We start from the raw sequence: 22370 nt of genomic DNA on the forward strand, positions 1-22370 counted from the left end.
CCCGAGACCTCCTCGGGGGCGCCCCTGGCGTTACCCGGAGATCGCTCCGTCCGGCAGGTGAAGCGGCGATTCCGCACGTAACGTCGGATGCGTGACGAATGTCGACGCGGGTGCCGGACTGGACCCCGTGCACCCGGTCGCGCCGCCCTCCACGGGGCCGGCGGGCCTGACCCGCGCCGAGGTCGCGGAGCGGGTGGCACGGGGGCAGGTCAACGACGTCCCGGTGCGCAGCAGCCGCTCACTGGGCGAGATCGTGCGGGCGAACGTGTTCACCCGGTTCAACGCGATCATCGGTGTGCTGTGGGTGGTGACGCTGTTCGTCGCGCCGATCCATGACAGCCTGTTCGGGTTCGTGATCCTCGCCAACACCGGGATCGGGATCGTGCAGGAGTGGCGGGCGAAGAAGACGCTGGACTCGCTCGCGGTGATCGGGGAGGCCCGGCCGACCGTGCGCCGGGACGGCAGGGCGGTGCGGGTGCCGACCAGCGGGATCGTGCTGGGCGACCTGGTGGAGATCGGGCCCGGCGACAAGATCGTGGTGGACGGGGTGTGCGCCGAGGCCGAGGGGCTGGAGGTGGACGAGTCCCTGCTGACCGGCGAGGCCGACCCGGTGGTCAGACACCCCGGCGAGCAGGTGATGTCGGGCAGTTTCGTGGTCGCGGGCGCCGGCGCGTTCCAGGCGACCAAGGTGGGCCGGGAGGCGTACGCGGCGCGACTGGCCGAGGAAGCCTCGCGGTTCACGCTGGTCCACTCCGAGCTGCGGTCCGGTATCTCCACGATCCTGAAGTACGTGACCTGGATGATGGTCCCGGCCGCGCTCGGCCTGGTCGTCACCCAGCTCGTGGTGAAGAGCGACGACTTCAAGGGGTCGGTGGCCCGGACCGTCGGCGGGATCATCCCGATGGTCCCGGAAGGGCTGGTGCTGCTGACCTCGGTGGCCTTCGCGATCGGGGTGGTCCGGCTCGGGCGCAAGCAGTGCCTGGTTCAGGAGCTGCCCGCGATCGAGGGCCTGGCCCGCGTGGACACCGTCTGCCTGGACAAGACCGGCACGCTGACCGAGGGCGGCATGGACGTGACCGGGCTGCGGCTCCTGAACGGGGCCGACGAGGGCCGGGTGCGGGCGGTGCTGGCCGCACTCGGGGCGTCCGATCCGCGTCCCAACGCCTCGCTCCAGGCCGTCATCGACGCCTACCCGGACGGCCACGGGGAGGACCGGCATCCGGTGGGCACGCTGCCGTTCTCCTCGGCCCGCAAGTACAGCGGGGCCGCCTTCCGCGACGGCGACGGCGGGATCACCGGCTGGCTGCTGGGCGCCCCCGATGTGCTGCTGTCCCCCGAGGACCCCGCACTCGCCGAGACCGGCCGGCTGAACGAACAGGGGCTGCGGGTCCTGCTGCTGGCCCGCGCCGCCCGTGACCTGGCGGGTCCCGACCCGGCGCGCGGGGCCCGGCCCGTGGCCCTGGTGGTGCTGGAGCAGCGGCTGCGCCCGGACGCGGCCGAGACCCTGCGCTACTTCGCCGACCAGGACGTCCGGGCCAAGGTGATCTCCGGGGACAACGCGGTGTCGGTCGGCGCCGTCGCGCAGAAGCTGGGCCTGTCCGGCAGGGCGGTGGACGCGCGGCGGCTGCCCGCTGGCCAGGCGGACCTGGCGAAGGCGCTGGACCGGGCCACGGTGTTCGGGCGGGTCACCCCGCGGCAGAAGCGGGAGATGGTCGGCGCGCTCCAGTCGGAGGGCCACACGGTGGCGATGACCGGGGACGGGGTGAACGACGTACTGGCCCTGAAGGACGCCGACATCGGCGTCTCGATGGGCTCGGGCTCGGAGGCCGCGCGCGCGGTGGCGCAGATCGTGCTGCTGAACAACAGCTTCGCCACCCTGCCGTCGGTGGTCGCGGAGGGCCGCCGGGTGATCGGCAACATCACGCGGGTGGCGACGCTGTTCCTGGTCAAGACGGTGTACTCGGTGCTGCTCGCGCTGCTGGTGGTGTGCTGGCAGGTGGAGTACCCGTTCCTGCCCCGGCATCTGACGCTGCTGTCCACGCTCACCATCGGCGTCCCGGCGTTCTTCCTCGCCCTGGCGCCGAACGGGGAGCGGGCGCGGCCGCACTTCGTGCGCCGGGTGATGCGGTACTCGATACCCGGCGGGCTGCTGGCGGGGGTGGCGACCTTCGTGACATATCTGCTGGCCCGGCACCACTACACCGGCGCGGACGCGCTGCCCGCCGAGACCAGCGCGGCCACGCTGACCCTGTTCCTGATCTCGATGTGGGTCCTCGCCATCATCGCCCGCCCCTACACCTGGTGGCGGCTGGCCCTGGTGGCCGCGATGGGCGTCGCCTTCCTCCTCGTGCTGACCGTCCCCCGGCTCCAGGACTTCTTCGCCCTGCGCCTGGTCGGCAGCGCGATGCCGTGGACGGCGGTGGGAGTGGCGGTGGTGGCGGCGGCCGCCCTGGAGATCGTCTGGAGGTGGGTCGGCCGCCGCTTCCCGGTGTGAGGCGTCAGCGCACGTCGACGGCGTCGGCGGAGGCGGTGACCCCGGCGGTCTGCGACGTACCCGCGTAGACGTAGCGGAAGGAGCCGTCGACCGTGGCGGTGACGGTGGCCTTCAGATTGCCCTTGGTGTCCGTCTTGACGGTCTTCACCGTGCTCCAGGCGCTGGAGCCCTTCTTGGCGAACTGAAGCTGCACGGACTGGGCCGAGTAGGCGTAGTACTTGTCGTAGTTCCAGCTGGCGAGCGTCAGGGCGCCGGTGACCGTGATGGCCCTGCCCTTTCTGACCGGCTCGGGAGCGGCGTCGGTGGTCAGCTTCGTGGAGCGCAGCAGGCTGGTCGTGGCCATGCCGCCCTGGTCCTTGAAACCGATCTTGCCGTAGTCGGGCTTGGAGGGGTTCTGCCCGTTGAAGGCGTACGCTTCGGCGGCCACCGACCACTTGCCGGCGTCGGAGGCGGTCAGGTCGCCGTCCGCCGGGCGGATGTCGACGGTGCCGGTGCAGTTGAGCGTGGTGGCCGTGGCCTTCTTGCAGGTGGCGAAGTCGTCGCCCTCGACCGTGGCGGTCGGGTCGTCCAGGGAGCCCCGGTAGAGGTAGGCGTCGCTGTAGAAGTCGCGCGCGGTCGCCTTGACGTTCGCGTCGTAGGTCAGCGTGTACGAGTACCTCGTGCTGACCTTGGGGCCGGTACCGACCTTGATCGACGAGACGATCTTCAGCTTCGAGAAGCTGACGTCCATCGTGTACGGAGTGCCGGCGGCGGGCGCGGCGTGCGCGGCCGGGACGGCGAAGGCGGAGAGAGCCAGGGCGCCGGTGACGGCGGCCACGGTGGCACGTATGCGCATGTGCGGTTCCCTCTGAGGGAGAAGTGATCGGTGAGTCGGTCGACTCGGGTGATCAGATCCGCGACATGCTCCACGGGTTGTACGGGCGGGGCGTTCCTTGACCGGAATTTGCCCAGGCATTGCCCGGCCGGGTACGGCCCCGCCCGCTCACCTCGAAAGGGTCAGCGCACGTCGACGAAGTCGGCGGTCGAGTTCACCGCCGGGGTGGTCGAGGTGCCGGCGAAGCTGAAGCGGAAGTAGCCGTCGGCGGACGCCTTGACGGTGGTCCGCAGGTTGCCCCGCGAGTCCGTCTTGACGGTCTTCAGCGTCGTGTAGGCGGCTGCGCCCTTCTTCTTGAACTGCAGCTTGACGGACTGCCTGGTGTAGCCGTGGTACTTGTTGTCCTCCCAGTCGGCGCGGGTGAGGGCACCGGTGACCGTGATGGCCTTGCCCTTCCTCACCGGCTCCGGGGAGGCGTTGACGCTCTGGCGGGAGCCCCGCTGGAGCGAGGTGCGGCCGAGGCCGCCCTTCCGGGCGACGCCGACCTTGGAGGGGTCGGGGTGCTCCTGGTTCTGGCCGTTGAAGGCCAGGGCGAGTGCGCCGCCCTTCCAGCTGCCGGCGTCGGGGTTCCGCAGGTAGCCTTCGCCCGGGTAGATGTCGATCTTGCCGGTGCAGTTGGCGGTGGTGGCCGTGACCACCTTGCAGGTCGCGGGCTCATCGCCGAACACCACGTTGTCCGAAGCCTCGAACGAACCCCGGTAGATGAACGGACCGTTGAGGAAGTCGTCGGCCGTGATGTCCACGTCGGCGCCGTGGTTCAGCGTGTAGGTGACCGTGGCGGCGATGTGGTGGGTGGTGCCGACCGTGATGGCCTTGGCGACCTTGAAGTGCGTGAAGGACACGTCCAGGTCGTAGGGCGTGCCGCCGCGGACGGACGTGACGCCCTGCTTGCCCGGGGCGGAGTGGGCCGCCCTGAGCAGCTTCCCGGCCTGCGCGCGGTACGCGGAGCCGGCACCGTCGGCGTGCGCGGCCGGGACGGCGAAGGCGGAGAGGGCGAGGGCACCGGTGACGGCGGCCGCTGAGGCGCGAAAGCGCATATGCGTTCCCCTGCGTCGTGGGGGCCCCGGTGACCTCCGCGTCCGGAGGGACGCGCGGTCCGGTGAGGCCCGTCTGATCGTGCGAACCTGTTGGCTCGAACGATCAGACGGGCGATCAGGGCCGACGGTTGTAGGCGAATCGAAAATTCTGCGACCGATCCGTGAAACCCCAGCTCGGGCCGGGTGGTTCAGTCGAACCAGCGGTCCCGTTCCAGCTCCTCGGTGCGGGACGGGTCCTCCAGCAGCGCGGCCACCTCGAAGCGGCGCGGCCACTGCCGGGTCGCCCAGGCCAGACCGGCGGCGACGCCCTCCAGCGTGGCGGCGTGGAGCACGCCGTCGCCGGTGAACCGCCAGTCGATCCCGACACCGTCCACGACGAGTTCCTCGTGCTCGGCATAGCTGTCCGGGGTGTCCGGCCCGAGCAGCGCCCGTACCGGCTCGGGCACCTCGTGCTCGGTGCCCTCGGAGTCCACCGCACCGGTGACGGACTCGCTCAGCCGGCGCACCTGGAACAGCTCGGCCAGCGCGGCGGCCAGCGACGGCCGTACCGGCAGCAGCGGCACCCCGGAGGTGAAGGGCAGCAGGTCGGGCGAGTCGACGACCACCGCGTCCCGCGCGTCCACCACGACGGGCCGCCCGTCGCGCACGGCCCGCAGCTCGTCCGGCAGGGTCACCTGCTCCGGGTCCAGCTCGGCCAGCGCGCCGTACAGGCCGTGCAGCTGGCGCGGGGTGACCGGGCGATCGGGGTCCGCGAGCCGGTCGAGGAGTTCGGCGGCGCCGCCGGGCTCGTCCAGCAGCGCGGCCACCGAGGTACGGACCCCGAGGGCGCGCAGCACCTGCTCGTCGGCGAAGCCGGTGGCGTCCGCCTCGTCGTACAGGCCGCGCAGCAGCGGGTCGCCGCCGGCCGCGAGCAGGCCTGCCGGGCGGCGGCCGTCCAGCACCGGGTGCCCGCGCAGCCACCAGGCGGTGTACGGCCGTACGACCTCGTGGGTGCCGTCCGGCATGAGGACGCGGACCGGCTGGATCAGGGCGTCGCGCAGCGGGGGCCGGCTCAGCAGGGCGAGCGCCTCGGGCCAGCGGTCGTCGTCCACCAGCTCCAGGTCGCGTACGGCGACGAGTTCGGTGGCGACGGGCGGTACCGGGCTGTCGGGGAAGCGGTCGAGGATGTCCTCGGACCACACGTCCACGGCGTCCAGCAGTCCGGCGTCGTCCGGTTCGGCGAAGTCGCTGTCGCGGGGCTCCAGTTCGTCGGGATCGAGGACGACGTCGGTGGCGCGGACGAGGGCGAAGCCGGCCAGCACGCCGCAGGCGGCCAGCGGCTGTCCGCCCCATTTCGCGGCCAGGTCGGCGTCGACTGCGGCGAGTTCGCCCTCGCGGACGATACGGGCGAACGGGCTGCCGGGCAGGACCAGTTCGCCGGCCGGGGCGAGTTCGCCGTCCTCGTCGGGCAGGGCGAGCGCGCCGAGCCAGGGCTCGTCACCGGGCTCCAGGCCCGCGTCCCGCACCAACGCCAGGACCACGTCGGCCAGTTCCTCGGCGTCCGGGGCCTCCTCCTCCCACATCACTGCGCCGTCGTCGTCCAGCGAGGCGGCGACGGCGGAGCGGAGCTGCGGGGTGGTGAGCACCGCGCGCGGGGTCGCGGGCAGCGCGCCCAGCTTCTCCAGCAGCGGGTGCGCGGCGTCGGCGTGGGCCATCTTCAGGCCCAGCCTGCCCAGCACCTCGGCGTCCGGCGCGGTGGTGTCCGGCGCGGGCAGCAGCACCTGGCGGGGGCCGATGGTGGTCCGGCCGGTCCCGGCGAGCGGCACGGGCAGCCCGGACAGCCGCTCGGGGTCGACCCCGGCGAGGCTGTCGTAGAGCCGCCACCACCACTCCGGCTCCTTCTCCAGGCCGGCCAGCCGGTCCACGGCGTCGGCGAGCGGGAGCCGGGCCACGCCGAGCGCGCGCAGCTCCGGGCGGCGTTCCAGGCCCGCGGGCAGCAGGGTCGGCAGCACTTCGGCCAGGACGCGCACGGTACCGGCGCCCGCGCCCTCCACGATCTCGGCGTCCCTCGGGCGCAGCGCCTCGGGCAGCTCGTCGTCGTCCCGCGGGGGCAGCGCCGGGGGCAGGAACGCGGTGCGCGGCAGCCGGTCCAGCACGGCCTGGCGGAGCGTGCCGTCCAGCTCGCCCTTGCCGAGCGGGCCGGGGACGAGGTCGACGGCGCCCTCGGTCACCGGGCGCCAGCCGGCGAGGAGTTCGGTGTAGGCGTCGGCCGCGCGCTCCACCAGGAAGTCGGTGAGCGGGCCGGGCGCGGCGTGCCGGCGGGCGGTGTCCAGCGGGAAGGACGCGATGAGCACGCCGGGGAAGCCGAGAGGTTCGTCGCTGGGGGTGGGGGCGTGCAGTACGGGCGCGGTGCGGGGGCGTACCGGGCGGCCCTCGCCGTCCTCGGGCACCGCCCAGGTCACCGACCAGTGCGGGCGCAGCCGTTCCTCGACGGGGCGGTCCGCGAGGAGGCCGGCGTCGAGCGGGCCGTGGGCGGTGACGGTGCGCCAGCGGGTGATGCCGTCACGGGAGTCGTCCACGACGGTGACGGCGTCCTCGGTACGGCGGCGCAGGGTACGCGGCTCCCGCCCGTCCACCTCGATGACGACCTCTTCGAGGCCCGGCAGCGCCAGCAGCAGGGAGTCGTCCACGGCGTCGAGCAGCCGCTCGGCCAGCGAGGCGGCGGCCGCGTCGCGCAGCGGCAGGATGACGGCGGTGTCGTACGGGTCCGGTGCGGTGCCCTCGGCGGCGAACGGCAGCCGCAGCAGCGGTACGTGGCCGTCGCGGCGGCGCACCTCGTCACCTAGGCCGGGGCTGTGCCGAGCGGTGTCGGCGGCCAGCTCACGGGCCTCGGCGAGCGACCAGCGGACCCCGCCGTGCCGGCCGACCAGCGCGGGCTCGTCGGTCACGGAGAGCACGGCGGCGAAGCCGACGCCGAACCGGCCGACCTCGGTGTGCCCGTCGTGGCGTTCGCGCTTGGCGGAGGCGCGCAGGGTGGACAGCGACTCGACGCCTGTGGCGTCCAGGGGCGCGCCGGTGTTGGCGGCGATCAGCACGCCGTCGCGCAGGGTGAGCCTCAGCCGTCCGGGCGTGCTGGCGCGGGCGGCCGCGTCGGCGCCGTTCTGGGCCAGCTCCACCACGAGCCGGTCGCGGTAGCCGCCGAGGACGAGGTCCTCCTCGGCGTTGGCGTCCTCACGGAACCGGGCGGGGCTGGTGGCCCAGGCGTCGAGGACACCGCGACGCAGTCGGGCGGTGCCGAAGGGGTCGGCGCCTTCGGCCGCGGGCCGCACGTACTTGCTCACGTTCACTCTCCATCATCGACGTGAGATCGAAGGTACAGCGACCTGACGGTCCGTCCTTCGCGGCGTACGCGCGGGCACCCGTCCTACGAGTGGCCGAGTTCCGCCGCTTCGCCGTCGCCCTCGGCGGTGACCGAGCCGGAGTCGGGGGCCGGGCGGAGCGGGAAGGGGTCGACCCGGGTCTCGTCCACCACGGGCTCCGGCGGGCGGGGCGGGGCCGGCATGACCGCGGCCTCGGAGTGGGCGCCGCAGCCGTAGGCGAGGGAGACCACGCGGCCGTCGGCCGGGGAGAACTCGTTGCCGCAGACGCCGAACGCCTGGCCCAGCGAGCCGCCGATCGGGGCGAGGAAGCCGCAGCTCGCGCAGGTGGCGGGGGCGGCCTGGGCCATCGCGGTCCTGGGTCCGAACGCCTCCTCCCAGCGGTCGGCGGCGACACGCAGGCCGTAGCGGGACAGGACGCGGGCGCGGCGCATGCCCAGTTCCTCGGCGACCGACGTGATCGAGCCGCGCGCGGGCACACCGGTCCGGGCGGCGGGACCGCCGGTGGTGACCTCGGCGTCCTCGCGCTCGGCCGGCTCGGTCAGGCCCTCGGCCAGCGCGGAGTTCGGCGGCGGCTCCTCCTCGCCGGAGAAGCCGGGCTCCAGGCGCAGGTCCTCCTCGTCGGTGGGGAGGAGGTCGCCGGGGCCGAGGTCGCCGGGGCGCAGCCGCTCGCTCCACGGCACCCATTCGGGCGCGAGGAGGGCGTCACGGCCGGGCAGCAGCACGACCTCGTCCAGGGTGACGATCTTGGCGCGGGAGGCGCGGGCGACGGTGGCGGCCCAGCGCCAGCCCCGGTAACCCGGTTCCTCGCACTCGAAGTAGTGGGTGACCACGCGGTCACCCTCCGACACCAGGCCGATGTGCTCACCGACCACACCGGGAGCGGCCGCCTCCTCCGCTGCGGTGCGCGCGAGGCCGATCGCCTCGGCGCACAGACGGTCAGGGGTGCGGCTTCGCGTGGTCGCTGCGCTCACAGGTATCGCTTCTCTCCTACGCCGTCTACGAGTGCGGATGCACTCCGGCGGTGAAGCGGACGGAGCGGACCTGTGGGCCGCATCGACGTCCGCGTCCGATCACGCGCGGGCGCACCTCTGCCATCCATTCTGCGCTATGGCTGAGATACGCACGCTACCCCGTCGCCCATGGTGGGGGACAGTCCACGGCTGTCCGGCGGGTTCCGGAGCGGTGGATCACGGGGTCCGCGTCGACTCGCTTGGCCGCAAACCGCCCATCGGACGGCCGCTCGGGGCACTATGAAGCACGTGGCAGCCACGGACAGGGGGCACGGTGGCGGCGGTTCGGGCCGCGTCGGCGGTGTCGTCCGCTCTGTCGGCCGTGCCCTGCGCCGGCCGGTGACCGGTACCGCGCGCGGCATCCGCAAGGTCACGCACGCGCACGGCGCGGGCGAGTCGGGCCTCGGCAAACTGATCGAACTGCACGCGGTGAACGGCGCCGGAGACGTCATGATCACCGTGGCGCTGGCCTCCACCGTCTTCTTCTCGGTGCCGACCGACGAGGCACGCGGCCGGGTCGCGCTCTATCTCGCCATCACCATGGCGCCCTTCACCGTCCTCGCCCCCGTCATCGGTCCCCTGCTGGACCGGCTGCCGCACGGGCGGCGGGCCGCGATGGCCGGGGCGATGCTGGCCCGCGCGCTGCTGGCGCTGGTGCTGTCCGGGGCGGTGGCGAGCGGCAGCCTGGAGCTGTATCCGGCAGCGCTCGGCGTGCTGGTGGCGTCCAAGGCGTACGGGGTGGTGCGCAGCGCGGTCGTGCCCCGGCTGCTGCCGCCCGCGTTCTCCCTGGTGAGAGCCAACTCGCGGGTCACACTGGCCGGGCTGCTGGCCACCGGGGTGGCGGCGCCGGTCGCGGCGGGACTGCAGCGGGTCGGGGACCCCTGGCCGCTGTACGGCGCGTTCGTGATCTTCGTGGCGGGGACGTTCCTGTCCTTCTCGCTGCCCCGCACGGTGGATTCGGCCAAGGGTGAGGACGTGGCGCTGCTCGCGGCGGACGAACGGCATCTGCACGGGCCGCGCCGCCTGCACCCGGGCAAGCGCCCCGGGCTGCGTACGGTCGGGCCCGCCGTCACCCACGCGCTGGGCGCCAACGCGGGGCTGCGCTGCCTGTCCGGCTTCCTGATCTTCTTCCTGGCGTTCCTGCTGCGGGAGCATCCGCCGGCCGGGCAGAGCGCGGCCGTCTCGCTGGGCATCGTCGGCGTGGCGGCGGGCGCGGGCAACGCGCTGGGTACGGCCATGGGGGCGTGGCTGCGATCCAAGGCGCCCGAGATCATCATCGTGACGGTGGTCGCCGTCGCGCTCGGCGCCGCCGTGGTGGCCGCCGTGTTCTTCGGCACCGTCCTGGTGGCCTGCCTCGCCGCCGTGGCCGGTTTCGCTCAGGCGCTGGGCAAGCTGTCGCTGGACGCGCTGATCCAGCGGGACGTGCCCGAGGCGGTCCGCACCTCCGCCTTCGCCCGCTCCGAGACGCTGCTCCAGATGGCCTGGGTGTTCGGCGGCGCGGTGGGCATCGTGATGCCGCTCAACGGCACCTTCGGCATGGCGGTGGCCGCCGCCCTGGTCGCCGCTGGCTGGCTGACGACCCTCAGGGGACTCCTGGCGGCCGCCCGGCACGGGGGGCGGACGCGGCCCCGGGTCGCCTGAGGGTTCGCCGCACGGCTCGGGGCCTCGGGGGCGGGACCACGGACGGGCCCTACGGCCGCTAAGGCCGACCGTGGTTCCGGCCCGCTGACCGCGCCTCGCGCAAGCCCGCCCGCCAGCACGGGACCGGCATGCTGTACCCCGCGTGGCCACGCGGAGCGGGGGGCCCGATAGCCTTCGGGCATGACCTCGCTGCAATCCGCCCCGCGACGCCGCCGGGCGCTCGCCGCCGCCGGTGCCGTTTCCGCCGGACTGCTCGTCCTCTCGGCCTGTGACAAGCCGACGCCCGTCTCCACGGTCACCGTCGGGGACAGCTCGGTCAACTCCGAGGCGCTCTGCTACAACGGCGACAAGACGCTGACGCCCGAGTCCCTCGCGGAGTGCGCGAAGAAGACCGGCGACGTGAAGACGATCTCGGTGGACCCGGCGGGTGACACGGTCCGTGTCGGCGTCGACCCGAAGATCGCGGACGCGGGGTGGGTACTGCTGGTCAACGGCCGCCAGTTCACCGACGTCAGCAAGAAGACGTACAGCACGATCCCGGGCAGCGCGTTCTTCAACGCGCAGTACGGCACCCAGGGCGACACCAACACGCTGTCCGTCCAGATGGGCACCGCCTCCTCCGCCAGGGGTGTGTGGAGCTTCAAGCTGAAGAAGGCGGCCTGACCAGGGCTCCCGGTCACATGAGCGCCCGTACGCGTGTCCTCGTCGCCACCGCCGTCCCGGCCGAACGGGACGCGGTGGCAGGGGCGTTCCCGGGCACGGCGGAAGAGGTACGGCTGCCCGGCGCGACCCTGCTGCGCACGGACGGCGGCTGCGACCTGCTGGCCGCCGGGGTGGGCCCGGCCCTGGCCGCCGCGTCCACCGCGACCGCCCTGACCGCCGCAGCCCTTGAGGGCACTCCCTACGGTCTGGTCGTCTCGGCCGGGATCGGGGGCGGGTTCCAGCCGGAGGCACCCGTCGGCTCGCTCGTCGTCGCCGACGCGATCACCGCGGCGGACCTCGGCGCCGAGACCCCGGACGGCTTCCTGCCGGTCACCGACCTCGGCTTCGGCACCGTCACCCATCTGCCGCCGAGTTCACTCGTACGGGAAGCCGTCGAGGCCACCGGCGCCCGCCCCGGCACCGTGCTGACCGTCTCCACCGTGACCGGCACCGCCACCCGCGCCGCCGCTCTGCGGACGCGTCACCCCGGCGCGCTGGCCGAGGGCATGGAGGGGTTCGGGGTCGCGGAGGCGGCCGCCGCGCACGGCGTGCCGGTGCTGGAGATCCGCGCGGTGTCCAACCCGGTCGGCCCCCGCGACCGCGCCGCCTGGCGCGTCGGCGACGCGCTCGCCGCACTCACCGGGGCCTTCGGGAAGCTCGCGCCCGCTCTGGAGAGTTGGAACACGCATGACGACTGAGCCCCTGCGGATCGCGTACTCGCCCTGCCCCAACGACACCTTCGTCTTCGACGCCCTCGCCCACGGCCGCGTCCCCGGCGCCCCCGCGCTGGACGTGACCTTCGCGGACATCGACATCACCAACGGCATGGCCGAGCGCGGCGAGCACGACGTCCTGAAGGTGTCGTACGCCGTGCTGCCCTACGTCCTCGACGAGTACGCCCTGCTGCCCTGCGGCGGCGCGCTGGGCCGGGGCTGCGGGCCGCTGGTGCTGACGCGGGAGGCGGACGCCGGGGGCACCTCCGATGCTTTCGGCGGTGGGGGACTGACGGGGCGCACGGTGGCGGTGCCGAGCGAGCGCTCGACGGCTTACCTGCTGTTCCGGCTCTGGGCCGCGGAGACGCTGCCGGAGGGGGTCGGGGAGATCGTGGTGCTGCCGTTCCACGAGATCATGCCGGCCGTGCGGGACGGCAAGGTGGACGCCGGGCTCGTCATCCACGAGGCCCGCTTCACCTACCAGGAGTACGGGCTGCACAAGCTCGCGGACATGGGCGAGCACTGGGAGCGCACCACCGGGCTGCCGATCCCGCTCGGCGCGATCATCGCCAGGCGGTCGCTGGGCGCCGAGACCCTCCAGCACCTCGCCGACGCCATCCGGACCTCGGTCCGGGCCGCCTGGGACGACCCGGAGGCGTCGCGCGCCTATGTCATGGAGCACGCCCAGGAGATGGACCCGGCCGTCGCCGACCAGCACATCGGGCTGTACGTCAACGAGTTCACCGCCGACCTCGGCGAGGACGGGTACGCGGCGGTCCGGGGTCTGCTGACGCGCGCGGCGGCCGAGGGCCTCGTACCGGCCCTCGGCCCGGGGGCGCTGGCGTTCCCCTGAGGGTCCGGTCAGACGTCCAGCTGGTCGGCGACGGCGCGGAGGAGGCCGGCGATCTTCGTGCCGGAGGCGCGCTCGGGGTAACGGCCCTTCTCCAGCATCGGCGTGATGTTCTCCAGCAGGGTGGTGAGATCCTGCACGATCGAGGCCAGTTCGTCCGGCTTCTTGCGCTGGGCGGCGGCGACTGAGGGGGTCGGGTCGAGCACGGTCACGGAGAGCGCCTGGTCACCCCGCTGGCCGGCGACGACGCCGAACTCCACGCGCTGTCCCGGCTTGAGCGCCTCGACTCCGGCGGGCAGGACCGAGGAATGGACGAAGACGTCGCCGCCGTCGTCGCGGGAGAGGAAGCCGAAGCCCTTCTCGCTGTTGAACCACTTGACCTTGCCGGTGGGCACGTCTGTCCTCGTCCTCGTACTCGTCGGGAAAAGCTCGGGAATCGGGCCTGTGTAGCACTGCGGCGGGTCGACCATGACCCGCCGGCACCAAGGCTAATGGTCGCCGGGCGGGTGACAAGGTGCTCACCGGTTGTTCTCTCGCGCTGGGAACTACCCTGGTCCGGTGCGTGACAAAACCCAAACGAATTCCGCCGGGCCCGGTGACGGACTGATCCGCGCCGGCGTCATCGTCTTCTTCCTCGGCGCCGTGGCCACCCTCGTCACGGTGGCCCCGCTCTTCCTCGGCGCCGAGCCGTTCCCGGCCTACATGTTCGGCCTGAGCATGCTGATGGCTCTCGGCTTCCTGATCGCCGGCGCGGGGGTGCTCCGCTCGGTCGCGGCGGGTCGGCGCCGGGCACGGGGTACCGACCGCTGAGGCCGGCGTGATCGGCCCGCACCGGCCGCCGGCCGGCTGCCGGTCCGTCGTCACTGGTCGCGCGGTTCCCCGTGCTCCTCGAAGGGGCCTTGCGCTAGGCCGACTTCACGTAGTTGTCCAGCCAGGCCGGGAACTCGGTCAGGTCCGGGAGGACCACGTCGGCGCCCGCCGCGCGGAGTTCCGCCGGGGTGCACGGGCCCGTGGCGACCGCCACCGAGAGGGCGTCCGCGGCGCGGGCTCCCCGGACGTCGCCGGTGTGGTCGCCGACGTAGACGTGGGCGCCGTGTTCGCGCAGTGCGCGGGCCTTGTCCTCGGCCCAGAGGTCGCCGGCCACGACGTCCGGTGCCATGCCGAGGTGGGCGAGGTGGAGCTTGGCGTTGGGCTCGTACTTGGCGGTGACGACCAGGGTGCGACCGCCGGCGGCCCGGACGGCGGCGACGGCCTCGCGGGCGCCGCTCAGGGCGGGCGTGGCGGCGATGGCGTACTCCGGGTACATCGCCCGGTACAGGTCGGCTACGGCGGGGATGTCGGCGGCCGGGAACCAGTTCGCCAGTTCCTCCGCGAGCGGTGGGCCCAGCCGCGTCACCGCGAGGTCGGCGTCCACGTACACCCCGGTCCGCTCCGACAGCTCGATGTAGCAGGCCCGGATGCCGGGCCGCGAGTCGATGAGCGTCATGTCGAGGTCGAAGCCGACGGTGGGGGCGGGCGTGAAGGGCATGGCCGCCATTGTGCCCGGCGGGGGTCGCGAAGAGGCGGGCCGGGTCCGGCTACCGCCTCCGCTGCGAGCGCCAGAGCAGGAACAGCGCGGAACTCACCGCCGCGCCCCGCACCACCCACGGCCAGGTCCCGGCGAGCGCGTCGCTGAGGTGCCCCTCGGCCACCGGGGTGCCCCAGTGCCCGGTGTCGCGGCCCCAGAGGTAGGTCACCCCGGCCGCGAGGGCGAGCGCGGGCAGGACCAGGACCGCCCACTTCGTCTCGGCCGGGGTCAGCCGCCGGGAGCCGTAGGCGATGAGCCAGCCGAGGATCAGCGCGAACCAGTTGCCCAGCACCGCCCCCACCAGCAGCGCGGCGGCGCCCAGCAGCAGGAGCGGGTTGGTCCAGCCGCCCCGGGGGAGCCGGACCAGGCGCCGGAACCGGGAGCGCGGGACCACCTCGGCCGGCTCCGCCACGACCTCCTCCGGCCGCTCCTCCTCCGCGATCTCCTTCGGGGGACGCCGGAGCATCTCGGGGATCTCCACCCCGCCGACGAACCCCGGCACCGAGTCAGCGGCCGCCGCGCCGAACGGGCCGTCCGCCACCCGCCACCAGTCGGGCCGGGTCAGCGACTCGCCGAGTTCGTGCGCGGGCGCCAGATGCGGCGGGGCGGCACCGTCGGCCGGCACGGCGGGCCCCGGCTCGGCCGCGCGCGGCCGGGGCACCGCGGCGCGCGGCCCCCTGAACCCCCAGGGCTTCCGCTCGGGCTTCCCGGGCTCCGGCTGCACGGGCACGGTGGCGGGCGGCGGCTGCGGGGCCGGGCCCGTACCGCCCGCCGAGCGCACCACGTCGTCCGGGCTGCCCAGCTGCTCCAGGATGCGGCGGACGGCGGCCGGGCTGTCCACCGCCGCTCTGGCCCGGTGCCGGTCGATCTCGTTGCGCAGCTCGGAGACCAGCCGCATCCGCGTGGACGACGGCAACTGCCGCTGCTGCGCCACGTCCCCGACACGGCTCAGATACTCGTAGACGACCTGGTCGCTCTCGATCCCCAACGGAAAGACCCCTCCGGGGCGACGGTGGTGGAACCCCGCCCAGAAGGTAGCGCAGACCGGCACCAATCGGCCCACGCGGGCGGAGCGGCCTCCGGGGACCCTCGGCCGGCGCTTGCCCCAGCCGCTAACGTGGGTCAGATGAGCCCCGAGGCATCTCCAGTCCCCCGGTCCCTCGCGGAGGCACTCCGCGCGCGGGACGACGCCTCGCTGGCCGCGCTGCTGCGCGACCGACCCGACCTCGTCGCGCCCGTCCCCACCGATCTCACCCAGCTCGCCACCCGCGCGGGCACCCGTGCCTCGGTGCTGCGCGCGCTGGAGCACCTGGACCGCTTCGCCCTCCAGACCGCGCAGGCGCTCGCCGTCGCCCCGGACCCGGCGACGTACGACCTCCTGCACCAGCTGCTGGCCGGGGACGACGGCGACCCGGCCGTCACCGAGGCGCTGCCAGGTGCCGTCGCCGCCCTGCGCGGGCAGGCCCTGATCTGGGGCGACGACGACCGGCTGCACCTCGTACGCACCGCACGCGAACTCCTCGCGCCCTCCGCCCAGCACCCCTCCCCCACCGGGCTCGGCCCGACCGTGCGGGAGGCCACGTCGGGGATGTCGCCGGGGCGGGTGCAGCAGATCGTCAACACGGCCGGGCTGCCCTCCACGCACGACCCGGTCTCCGCCGTCACCGCGCTCACCGGCCTGTTCGGCGACCGGAAGCGGATGACCGCCCTGCTGGCCGGGGCGCCGGAAGCCGCCCGCGAGGTGCTGACCCGGCTGATGTGGGGGCCGCCGTACGGCCAGGTCACCGCCGAACCGGCCGCCCATCTGCGCTGGCTGCTGGACCGTGGCCTGCTGCTGCCGACCGCGCCGGGCACGGTCGTGCTGCCCCGCGAGGTCGCTCTGCACCTGCGCGGCGGGCGCGCGCACCGGGTGCCCGAGCCGGTGCCGCCCGCCGTGGAGCCGGCCGTGGCACAGGGCCGGCGGATCGTGGACGCGACGGCGGCCGGGCAGGCGTACACCGCGCTGGCCACCGTCGAGGACCTGCTGAAGAGCTGGGACCAGGGCGGCCCCGCCGTACTCCGGGCCGGCGGGCTGAGCGTGCGCGACCTGAAGCGGAGCGCCGTCGCCCTCGACGTGTCCGAACCGCTCGCCGCGTTCTGGGTCGAGCTGGCCTACGCCGCCGGCCTCCTCGCCTCGGACGGCGCGGCCGACGAACGCTACGCCCCCACCCCCGCCTACGACACCTGGCTGGAACGCCCCGTCGCCGAACGCTGGGGCCGCCTCGCCGCCGCGTGGCTCGCGGCCACCCGCACGGCCGGACTGGTCGGCGGCCGGGACATCAAGGACCGCGCGCTGTCCGCACTCGGTCCGGGCCTGGACCGCTCGGCCGCCCCCGAGGTACGGCTGCGGGTCCTCACCCTGCTGGCCGGACTCCCCGTCGGCGTGGCACCGGTGCCGGAGGCGGTGCTGAACCGGCTGGCCTGGGAGCGCCCCCTGCGCGCCCCCCAGCGGGACGGCACCGAGGATCTGCGGGTCCGGCTGGCCCGCTGGGCCCTGAGCGAGGCGGAACTCCTCGGCGTGACCGGCCGGGGCGCCCTGTCCAGCCACGGCCGGGCCCTGCTGGGCATCCCGGTACCCGAGACCGAGGCAGAGACCGAGGCAGAGACCGCCGGCGCCGGGCCCGCCTCCCACGCGGCCGTGGACGGTCACGCCCCCGGCGCCGCCCGACCCGCTCCCACCGGCCCCCTCAGCCACACCGGGCGGGCCACCGCCACCGCCGTGGGTCTCCTCGCGCCCCTCCTCCCCGAGCCTCTGGACCACGTCCTGCTCCAGGCCGACCTGACCGCGGTGGCCCCCGGCCCCCTGCTGCGGCCCCTCGCCGAGACGCTGGGCGTGCTCGCGGACGTGGAGTCCAAGGGGGGCGCGACCGTGTACCGGTTCACCCCGGCCTCCGTACGGCGGGCGCTGGACGCCGGGCAGACCGCCGCCGACCTGCACGCCTTCCTCGCCCGGCACTCGCGGACCCCGGTCCCGCAGCCGCTGGCCTATCTCATCGACGACGTGGCCCGCCGGCACGGCCATCTGCGGGTCGGCGTCGCCTCGGCGTACGTCCGCTGCGACGACGACGCCGTGCTGAACGAGATCATCGCCGACAAGCGCGCCGCCGCCCTGCGGCTGCGCCGGCTCGCCCCGACCGTGCTCGCCGCGCCGTGCGACCCGGCGACACTGCTGGAGGGGCTGCGCGCGCTGGGCTACGCGCCCGCCGCCGAGTCCGCGCGGGGCGATGTGCTCATCACCCGCGCCGACGCCCGTCGCACCCCGCCGCGCACCGCGCCGGAGCCGGTGCCCGAGGGGCCGCCGCCGGCCGACGGCGTCCTGCTCACGGCCGCCGTCCGCGCGATCCGCGCCGGTGACCTGGCCGCCACCACCCCGCTGAAGGCGGCCGGTCCGGGGCCCGCCGGAGGTGACCTCCCCCGCACCAGCCCCGCCGACACCCTGGCCACCCTGCAGGCGGCCGTCATGACCGGCGAGGCCGTGTGGATCGGCCATGTCAACGCCGACGGCGCCGCCAGCCAGCGCGTGGTGGCCCCGATCCGGGTCGAGGGCGGCTTCGTCACCGCCTACGACCACACCGCGGACGAGGTCCGCACCTACCCCCTGCACCGGATCACCGGTGTGGCGGAGCTGGCGGAGGACTGACCGACGGGACGCCCCCTCGGGCCTGAGCATCAGGCACACTGGAGGTTTGGCCGCGCGGAAGGATGGCACAGGTGAACGGTCCGCTGATCGTCCAGTAGATCAGGCGCGGTGCGCACCGTAGCGGATAGGTCCGAGCTGTGGCGTGCTTTACCTGGCAGCGTGATTACGCAGACCCACTGAGGAAGACTGGCGGTTCGAGAGGTACCTCAAAGGAATCCAGACCGTCCTGCTGGAGCCTGGCTCATAGTGGGTGACGCTGCGCCTTTATGTAGCGGGTAGACATCGAACTACACGAGCGCCTGACTGACCTGCTAGAACGCGAGAATCATGGCGCTGACCCGCAAAAACTCTCATTGATGATTTGCGCTGGTCAACGCCACTTTTGCCTGCCGAGCACCCTGCGGCGCGTCCGGTCAGGATGTCCCACGTTCGGTGACTGGAAGGCTGCGCAAGAGATCACGAGCGGAGAGTGAGTCGTATGTCACCGTTCGGGTGGGCAGCAGGGTGATGCCAGCCTCGGCGGCGCGTCCATAGACGTGGGCAAACGCCTCGTCCCATGCATCACGGTCGTGAGTGCTTAAAAGATCGTCCTTCAAGATGATGAAGAGCTGCGCGCGGGTCGGGACGTCGTGAAGGTCCTGCCAGATCCGCGTCTCGTGGACCGAGGCAAGCATCTGATCCTGGACATCCTCGTCCTGTGCGCGCACATAGTCATACAGAGGCTGGACGACATGCTGCAGGCATGCTTCCGGGACAGCGGCTCGTCGCCGAAGTGACCCAAGCCGCTCTGAGACGTTCGCGTAGTGCTCCTCAGCCTCATACGCCTCGATTGGCTGCCGGTCGAGAAGTGTGCTCTTCTCGACCGGCACCTCAAGGCGCAGGTCAGCTACCCACTTCTCGTCTGTCTGACGCCATGGCGGCAGGATTGGGAGGATGTGCGTCATCCGGTTTGCGCTGATGAGCCCGAGCTTCCCGCGATCGAAGTACAGGGAAGCGTCGTAGACGGGCACTACCCCGATCCAGGGCATGTCGGGTTTGAGTATGTCGCAGCCCTGCGTGGTGATCATGCCATAGCGAAGGGGGGACCCCTTCTCCAGCACTACATTGAGGGCCTCTGTTAGGTTTTCCCGGATGCTCTCGGTCTCAGCTGCCCACATCGACGAATTCGCCGCGCCGAGGAAAACAACCGGGATGCCGGTAATGAGGTGACCTTGACGAAACCTATTGAGATGATCCCAGTGGCCGCCCCCCCAGGGCAGGGATGCTCCGAAGTCGGGGTACTGCGGGTGCTCGGCTGATGACGTCGCAGTCACCACCCTTCCAGGACGGCGTCTGGCATGACTGTTCCTTCAGCGCCTGGGCGGGCCGCGAGGCTGCGATCGATCTCTGGCATGCGAGTAGGAACTACAGCTCGCCGGACTAGCTCTGCCAGGCTGTCGAGCGCACTCCGGTCGGCTGCTGCTTCTAGAAACAACAGCCTGTGGGCTGCGGGGAATCCGCCGTGGAACCACTGACGCGCACCCTTCTCGCCGAACGTATCGACGACTAGAAGGGCAAGCGAGTGGACCTTGAAGAGTTGTCGCGTCGTTCCCGGCCGTGGCGTACTCCCGCGCCCTGCCCAGGAGTAGAACGTCGCCCGCGGAATCCCGAGGCGGTCGAGAAGTTCCCGCTTGCCGACTTCAAGCCACCGCGTCAGGTCAACCACGCAGGCGTAGGCGAACGGTACTGACCCTGTGGCCGACGTGGAGCCACCCACTGACCATGGGGCCATAGAGGCAGGCTCAACACGACCCCCAGTAGCAGGCAGAGCGTCTAGATCATTTGACGGGGACGTTGCTGGTAGGGCACTCGGTGCGGTGACCTGTTCGCTCGTTGTCTCGCGGATGATCTCGGGGACATCGAAGAACCGGATGGTTGTGCCGCCTGCGTGTGCGAGAGGATCGATGGGCTCTGCCCACCTTGAACCTGTGCTGTGCAGCACTGGCACTGGCACTGGCACTGGCACTGGCACTGGCATGTCGACTCCCCTCCGACTACCTCAGGTGCTGGTAGAGCTTATCGGTGATGGTGGCGCGGAAAAGCCCACGCACAACATTGTGAAGCCGCTCCGCCTCCTCCATGATCTTTCGGGGCTCGAAGGCGGGCTGCGACTCCCCGAAGACGTCGTAGTCCAGAAGGTACTGGCTCTTGCCATCGCTATCCGCGAATGCCCCGTGTCGTAGGAGGCAGTGCGCCCCCTCGTCCACGTCGATCACGATGCGTTGCTCTGTTGCCGTGATACCGGGGCCGAGCGTCTCGTCGAGAAGGGGACCAAGGAGTGTCGGAGGGATGAACTCCTTCCAATCGGTTGCCCAGTCGGGAAGAGCGACCTGATTGATGTACCGAAGGCCGAGGCGGAGGTGCTGCTGAGGATCCAGCACCTCTGCGAGCGCACCGACCAGCAACGAGAAATGGCCGCTATACGTCCCCCAGCCGGGGTAAGCCCTGGTTTCGATCGTGGCGCTGTCCGGCGCAATGCTCGCTGCACTGAAAGCGTCAGGGGAGGTGATCCGCCATCCCTGCCGGGTGGGTTGCTGGTTGATCCCCGTGGCACTGAGCACGCCAGACAGGATGGGATTGGAGAAGAGTCCAGGCCAGCTGGTGCGGCCCATGACGTTCTGAACCGCACGTGCGTCGGCTCGGGCGATGTCCCCCAGATCTTCGAAGGTGATCTGGATCGCCACGAGGATCAATGGGGAGCGACTGAGGCGTTCGCCAGAGTGCTCCGGAAGTTTCAACACGCTTCCGCCTCCCATTGTGGACACAATGTAGACACTACTCGGGTCCCGAGGTTATGTCAGCCAGTGGGAGCGCGCGGAACAAGCAACGTCGACGGCGCGCACTACTTCACTTCGGCGCTGGCTCGCCGCGACATGGTGGCTTCAGATGCTTGTCGCGAAACGGCTGCGGCGAGCCGTGATCTGCATCCTGAACGATTCATCCAACCAACGAAGACCAATCGGACGGTGGCCTACCGCCGGAGTGCACGCCAGATACAGGTAGGCGGCACGCATTCGCCATACCTTGCTGGGCGCCTCCCAACCGGTTGCACTCCACACCCGCGCCGCGACCTGGGTACCGTCACGGGTAGAAGCCTCGACGGATGGAGCACGATGCCTCGCCGCCCGCTGGACCGCCGGCGCCTCACCTCAAGGGGGGCACGCTGATGCTGGAAGAAGCCGAAGAGATCGGTCGTCGCGCACGTCGCGCACGGCTTCGCCTCGGCATGACGCAAGCCGACCTCGCTGCCGCCCTGGGCAAGACACAGGGCTGGGTATCCAAGATGGAACGCGGGCACATCGAACTCGACCGCGTCGGCCTGCTCAACCTGCTCGCTTCGGAACTGCACGTACACCCGAACGACCTGATCGGGCGTCCGTACAACAGCACCACTCCGGCCGAGAATCAGTGGCAGGTGTCTGCCGCCGCGATCATGCGCGAGTTGCGCCGTTACGACCTCGCTCCCGTCTTCGACGGAACCCCCCGCCCAGCCGGTCAGCTGTGGCAGGAAACCACCCGCCTGCATCGCCTCCGCGACGCGGCCGCGAACGTGGCGATCGTTCAGGTGCTCCCCGACCTGTTCCGCGAGGCGCGCGCCCTGGCCGAAGTCGCCACGGGCCACGAGCAGGAAGAGGCGTACGCCATCTACGCGGTGTGCTGCAAGTTCGCGCACACCGCAGCGCACGCCCTTGGACACCCGGAACTGGTCGCCATGGCCTGCGAACGGGCCGCATGGTCGGCGCGGCTGTCTGGCGACCCGGTGATGCCTGCCGTCGCCGACTGGATGCGCGTGTGGGACATGTGGGCCACCGCGGATTGGGACGACTCTGTTGCCCTGTCGGACAAGGCGATTCGCAGCGTGCAGCGGGAGTACGACCGTGGTGAGCCGTTGGCCGTGCGGGCATGGGGGTCACTGCAACTGCGCGCGGCAGTCTCGGCGGCGCGGGGTGGTCGCAAGGCCGAAGCGAAAGATCGGATCAAGCATGCGCGGAGTGCGGCCAAGCGGACGGCTGAGGCCGCCGGCCCTCTGATCTACGACCGGCACAGTCTGACCTTCTCGGCTGGCAACGTTCAGATTCATGCGATCAGCGTCGCGCTGGAGATGCATGAGCAAGGTGAGGCGCTGTCGATAAACCGTCGCACGAGCAAGGAGTTGATCGCCTCTCTCCCCAACTCCCGTCAGGGTCACCACCACATGGACCTGGCCCGCGCGTGGCTGTGGGACGGGAACCGCGACAAGGCTCTGAAGGAACTGGAGAAGGCTGAGGTGATCGCGCCCCAACTCGTCCGCAATCACCCCATCGCGCGGTCAACGCTGCGCAGCATCGTGTATGCCGAACGGGCAAGCACTCGCGAGAGGTTGCGCCGCATGTCAGACCGCTTTCACCTCGACGGCTGAGGGCCA

At 72.2% G+C, this 22370-nt stretch carries 17 protein-coding genes; 8 read left to right on the plus strand and 9 right to left on the minus strand.

What is annotated here, in order from left to right:
- Positions 1-91 precede the first annotated feature (91 nt).
- Positions 92-2494, plus strand: a complete 2403-nt coding sequence (locus tag ACFWN1_RS12030; RefSeq protein ID WP_384360224.1) for an HAD-IC family P-type ATPase — start codon at positions 92-94, stop codon at positions 2492-2494.
- 4 nt (positions 2495-2498) lie between these two features.
- Here ACFWN1_RS12030 and ACFWN1_RS12035 read toward each other — a convergent pair whose 3' ends face one another.
- From ACFWN1_RS12035 to ACFWN1_RS12050, 4 genes are all read right to left on the minus strand, one after another.
- Positions 2499-3329, minus strand: coding sequence for a hypothetical protein (locus ACFWN1_RS12035; RefSeq protein WP_384360226.1), 831 nt, complete (start codon positions 3327-3329; stop codon positions 2499-2501).
- A 161-nt stretch (positions 3330-3490) separates the two neighbouring features.
- Complete coding sequence (locus tag ACFWN1_RS12040; protein ID WP_384360228.1) at positions 3491-4405, minus strand: hypothetical protein; 915 nt, start codon at positions 4403-4405, stop codon at positions 3491-3493.
- Positions 4406-4593: 188 nt separating this feature from the next.
- Positions 4594-7725, minus strand: coding sequence for a sacsin N-terminal ATP-binding-like domain-containing protein (locus tag ACFWN1_RS12045; RefSeq protein WP_384360230.1), 3132 nt, complete (start codon positions 7723-7725; stop codon positions 4594-4596).
- A gap of 83 nt (positions 7726-7808) precedes the next feature.
- The gene (locus tag ACFWN1_RS12050; protein ID WP_384360231.1) at positions 7809-8735 is read right to left on the minus strand and encodes a DUF3027 domain-containing protein; all 927 of its coding nucleotides are present in this window, start codon (positions 8733-8735) and stop codon (positions 7809-7811) included.
- Positions 8736-9014: 279 nt separating this feature from the next.
- Between ACFWN1_RS12050 and ACFWN1_RS12055 the strand changes: the two genes are divergently transcribed.
- From ACFWN1_RS12055 to ACFWN1_RS12070, 4 genes are all read left to right on the plus strand, one after another.
- Entirely contained in the window at positions 9015-10415 is a 1401-nt protein-coding gene (locus ACFWN1_RS12055; protein WP_384360232.1) for an MFS transporter, read from the plus strand.
- A 180-nt stretch (positions 10416-10595) separates the two neighbouring features.
- Entirely contained in the window at positions 10596-11078 is a 483-nt protein-coding gene (locus ACFWN1_RS12060) for a DUF2771 domain-containing protein (RefSeq protein WP_384360233.1), read from the plus strand.
- Between the two features lie 17 nt (positions 11079-11095).
- A complete protein-coding gene (locus ACFWN1_RS12065; protein WP_384360235.1) occupies positions 11096-11815 on the plus strand; it encodes a futalosine hydrolase in 720 nt (239 codons plus the stop codon).
- Positions 11805-12683: a 1,4-dihydroxy-6-naphthoate synthase gene (locus ACFWN1_RS12070; RefSeq protein WP_384360236.1), complete on the plus strand. Its 879-nt coding sequence runs from the start codon at positions 11805-11807 to the stop codon at positions 12681-12683. Before ACFWN1_RS12065 ends, ACFWN1_RS12070 begins: the two co-directional genes overlap by 11 nt.
- Positions 12684-12691: 8 nt before the next feature.
- On the opposite strand, the gene ACFWN1_RS12075 is transcribed toward ACFWN1_RS12070, so the two are convergent.
- Complete coding sequence (locus ACFWN1_RS12075) at positions 12692-13075, minus strand: cold-shock protein (RefSeq protein ID WP_384360238.1); 384 nt, start codon at positions 13073-13075, stop codon at positions 12692-12694.
- A gap of 163 nt (positions 13076-13238) precedes the next feature.
- On the opposite strand from ACFWN1_RS12075, the gene ACFWN1_RS12080 reads away from it, so the two are divergent.
- On the plus strand, positions 13239-13490 hold the full coding sequence (locus ACFWN1_RS12080; RefSeq protein ID WP_384360240.1) for a hypothetical protein: 252 nt from the start codon (positions 13239-13241) through the stop codon (positions 13488-13490).
- A gap of 94 nt (positions 13491-13584) precedes the next feature.
- On the opposite strand, the gene ACFWN1_RS12085 is transcribed toward ACFWN1_RS12080, so the two are convergent.
- Positions 13585-14208: an HAD family hydrolase gene (locus tag ACFWN1_RS12085; protein ID WP_384360242.1), complete on the minus strand. Its 624-nt coding sequence runs from the start codon at positions 14206-14208 to the stop codon at positions 13585-13587.
- Between the two features lie 49 nt (positions 14209-14257).
- Positions 14258-15235 (minus strand): hypothetical protein, encoded by a 978-nt coding sequence (locus ACFWN1_RS12090; protein ID WP_384360244.1) that lies wholly within the window; start codon positions 15233-15235, stop codon positions 14258-14260.
- Positions 15236-15373: 138 nt separating this feature from the next.
- Here ACFWN1_RS12090 and ACFWN1_RS12095 point away from each other — a divergent pair, with 138 nt between their 5' ends.
- On the plus strand, positions 15374-17926 hold the full coding sequence (locus ACFWN1_RS12095) for a helicase-associated domain-containing protein (RefSeq protein WP_384360246.1): 2553 nt from the start codon (positions 15374-15376) through the stop codon (positions 17924-17926).
- Positions 17927-18339: 413 nt separating this feature from the next.
- On the opposite strand, the gene ACFWN1_RS12100 is transcribed toward ACFWN1_RS12095, so the two are convergent.
- Both ACFWN1_RS12100 and ACFWN1_RS12105 read right to left on the minus strand, forming a co-directional pair.
- A complete protein-coding gene (locus ACFWN1_RS12100) occupies positions 18340-19242 on the minus strand; it encodes a hypothetical protein (protein ID WP_384360248.1) in 903 nt (300 codons plus the stop codon).
- 717 nt (positions 19243-19959) lie between these two features.
- Positions 19960-20721 (minus strand): TIGR04255 family protein, encoded by a 762-nt coding sequence (locus ACFWN1_RS12105; RefSeq protein WP_384360286.1) that lies wholly within the window; start codon positions 20719-20721, stop codon positions 19960-19962.
- A gap of 410 nt (positions 20722-21131) precedes the next feature.
- On the opposite strand from ACFWN1_RS12105, the gene ACFWN1_RS12110 reads away from it, so the two are divergent.
- Complete coding sequence (locus tag ACFWN1_RS12110) at positions 21132-22364, plus strand: helix-turn-helix domain-containing protein (protein WP_384360250.1); 1233 nt, start codon at positions 21132-21134, stop codon at positions 22362-22364.
- Positions 22365-22370 lie beyond the last annotated feature (6 nt).

This window comes from Streptomyces sp. NPDC058459, assembly GCF_042721685.1.
Lineage (GTDB): Bacteria > Actinomycetota > Actinomycetes > Streptomycetales > Streptomycetaceae > Streptomyces.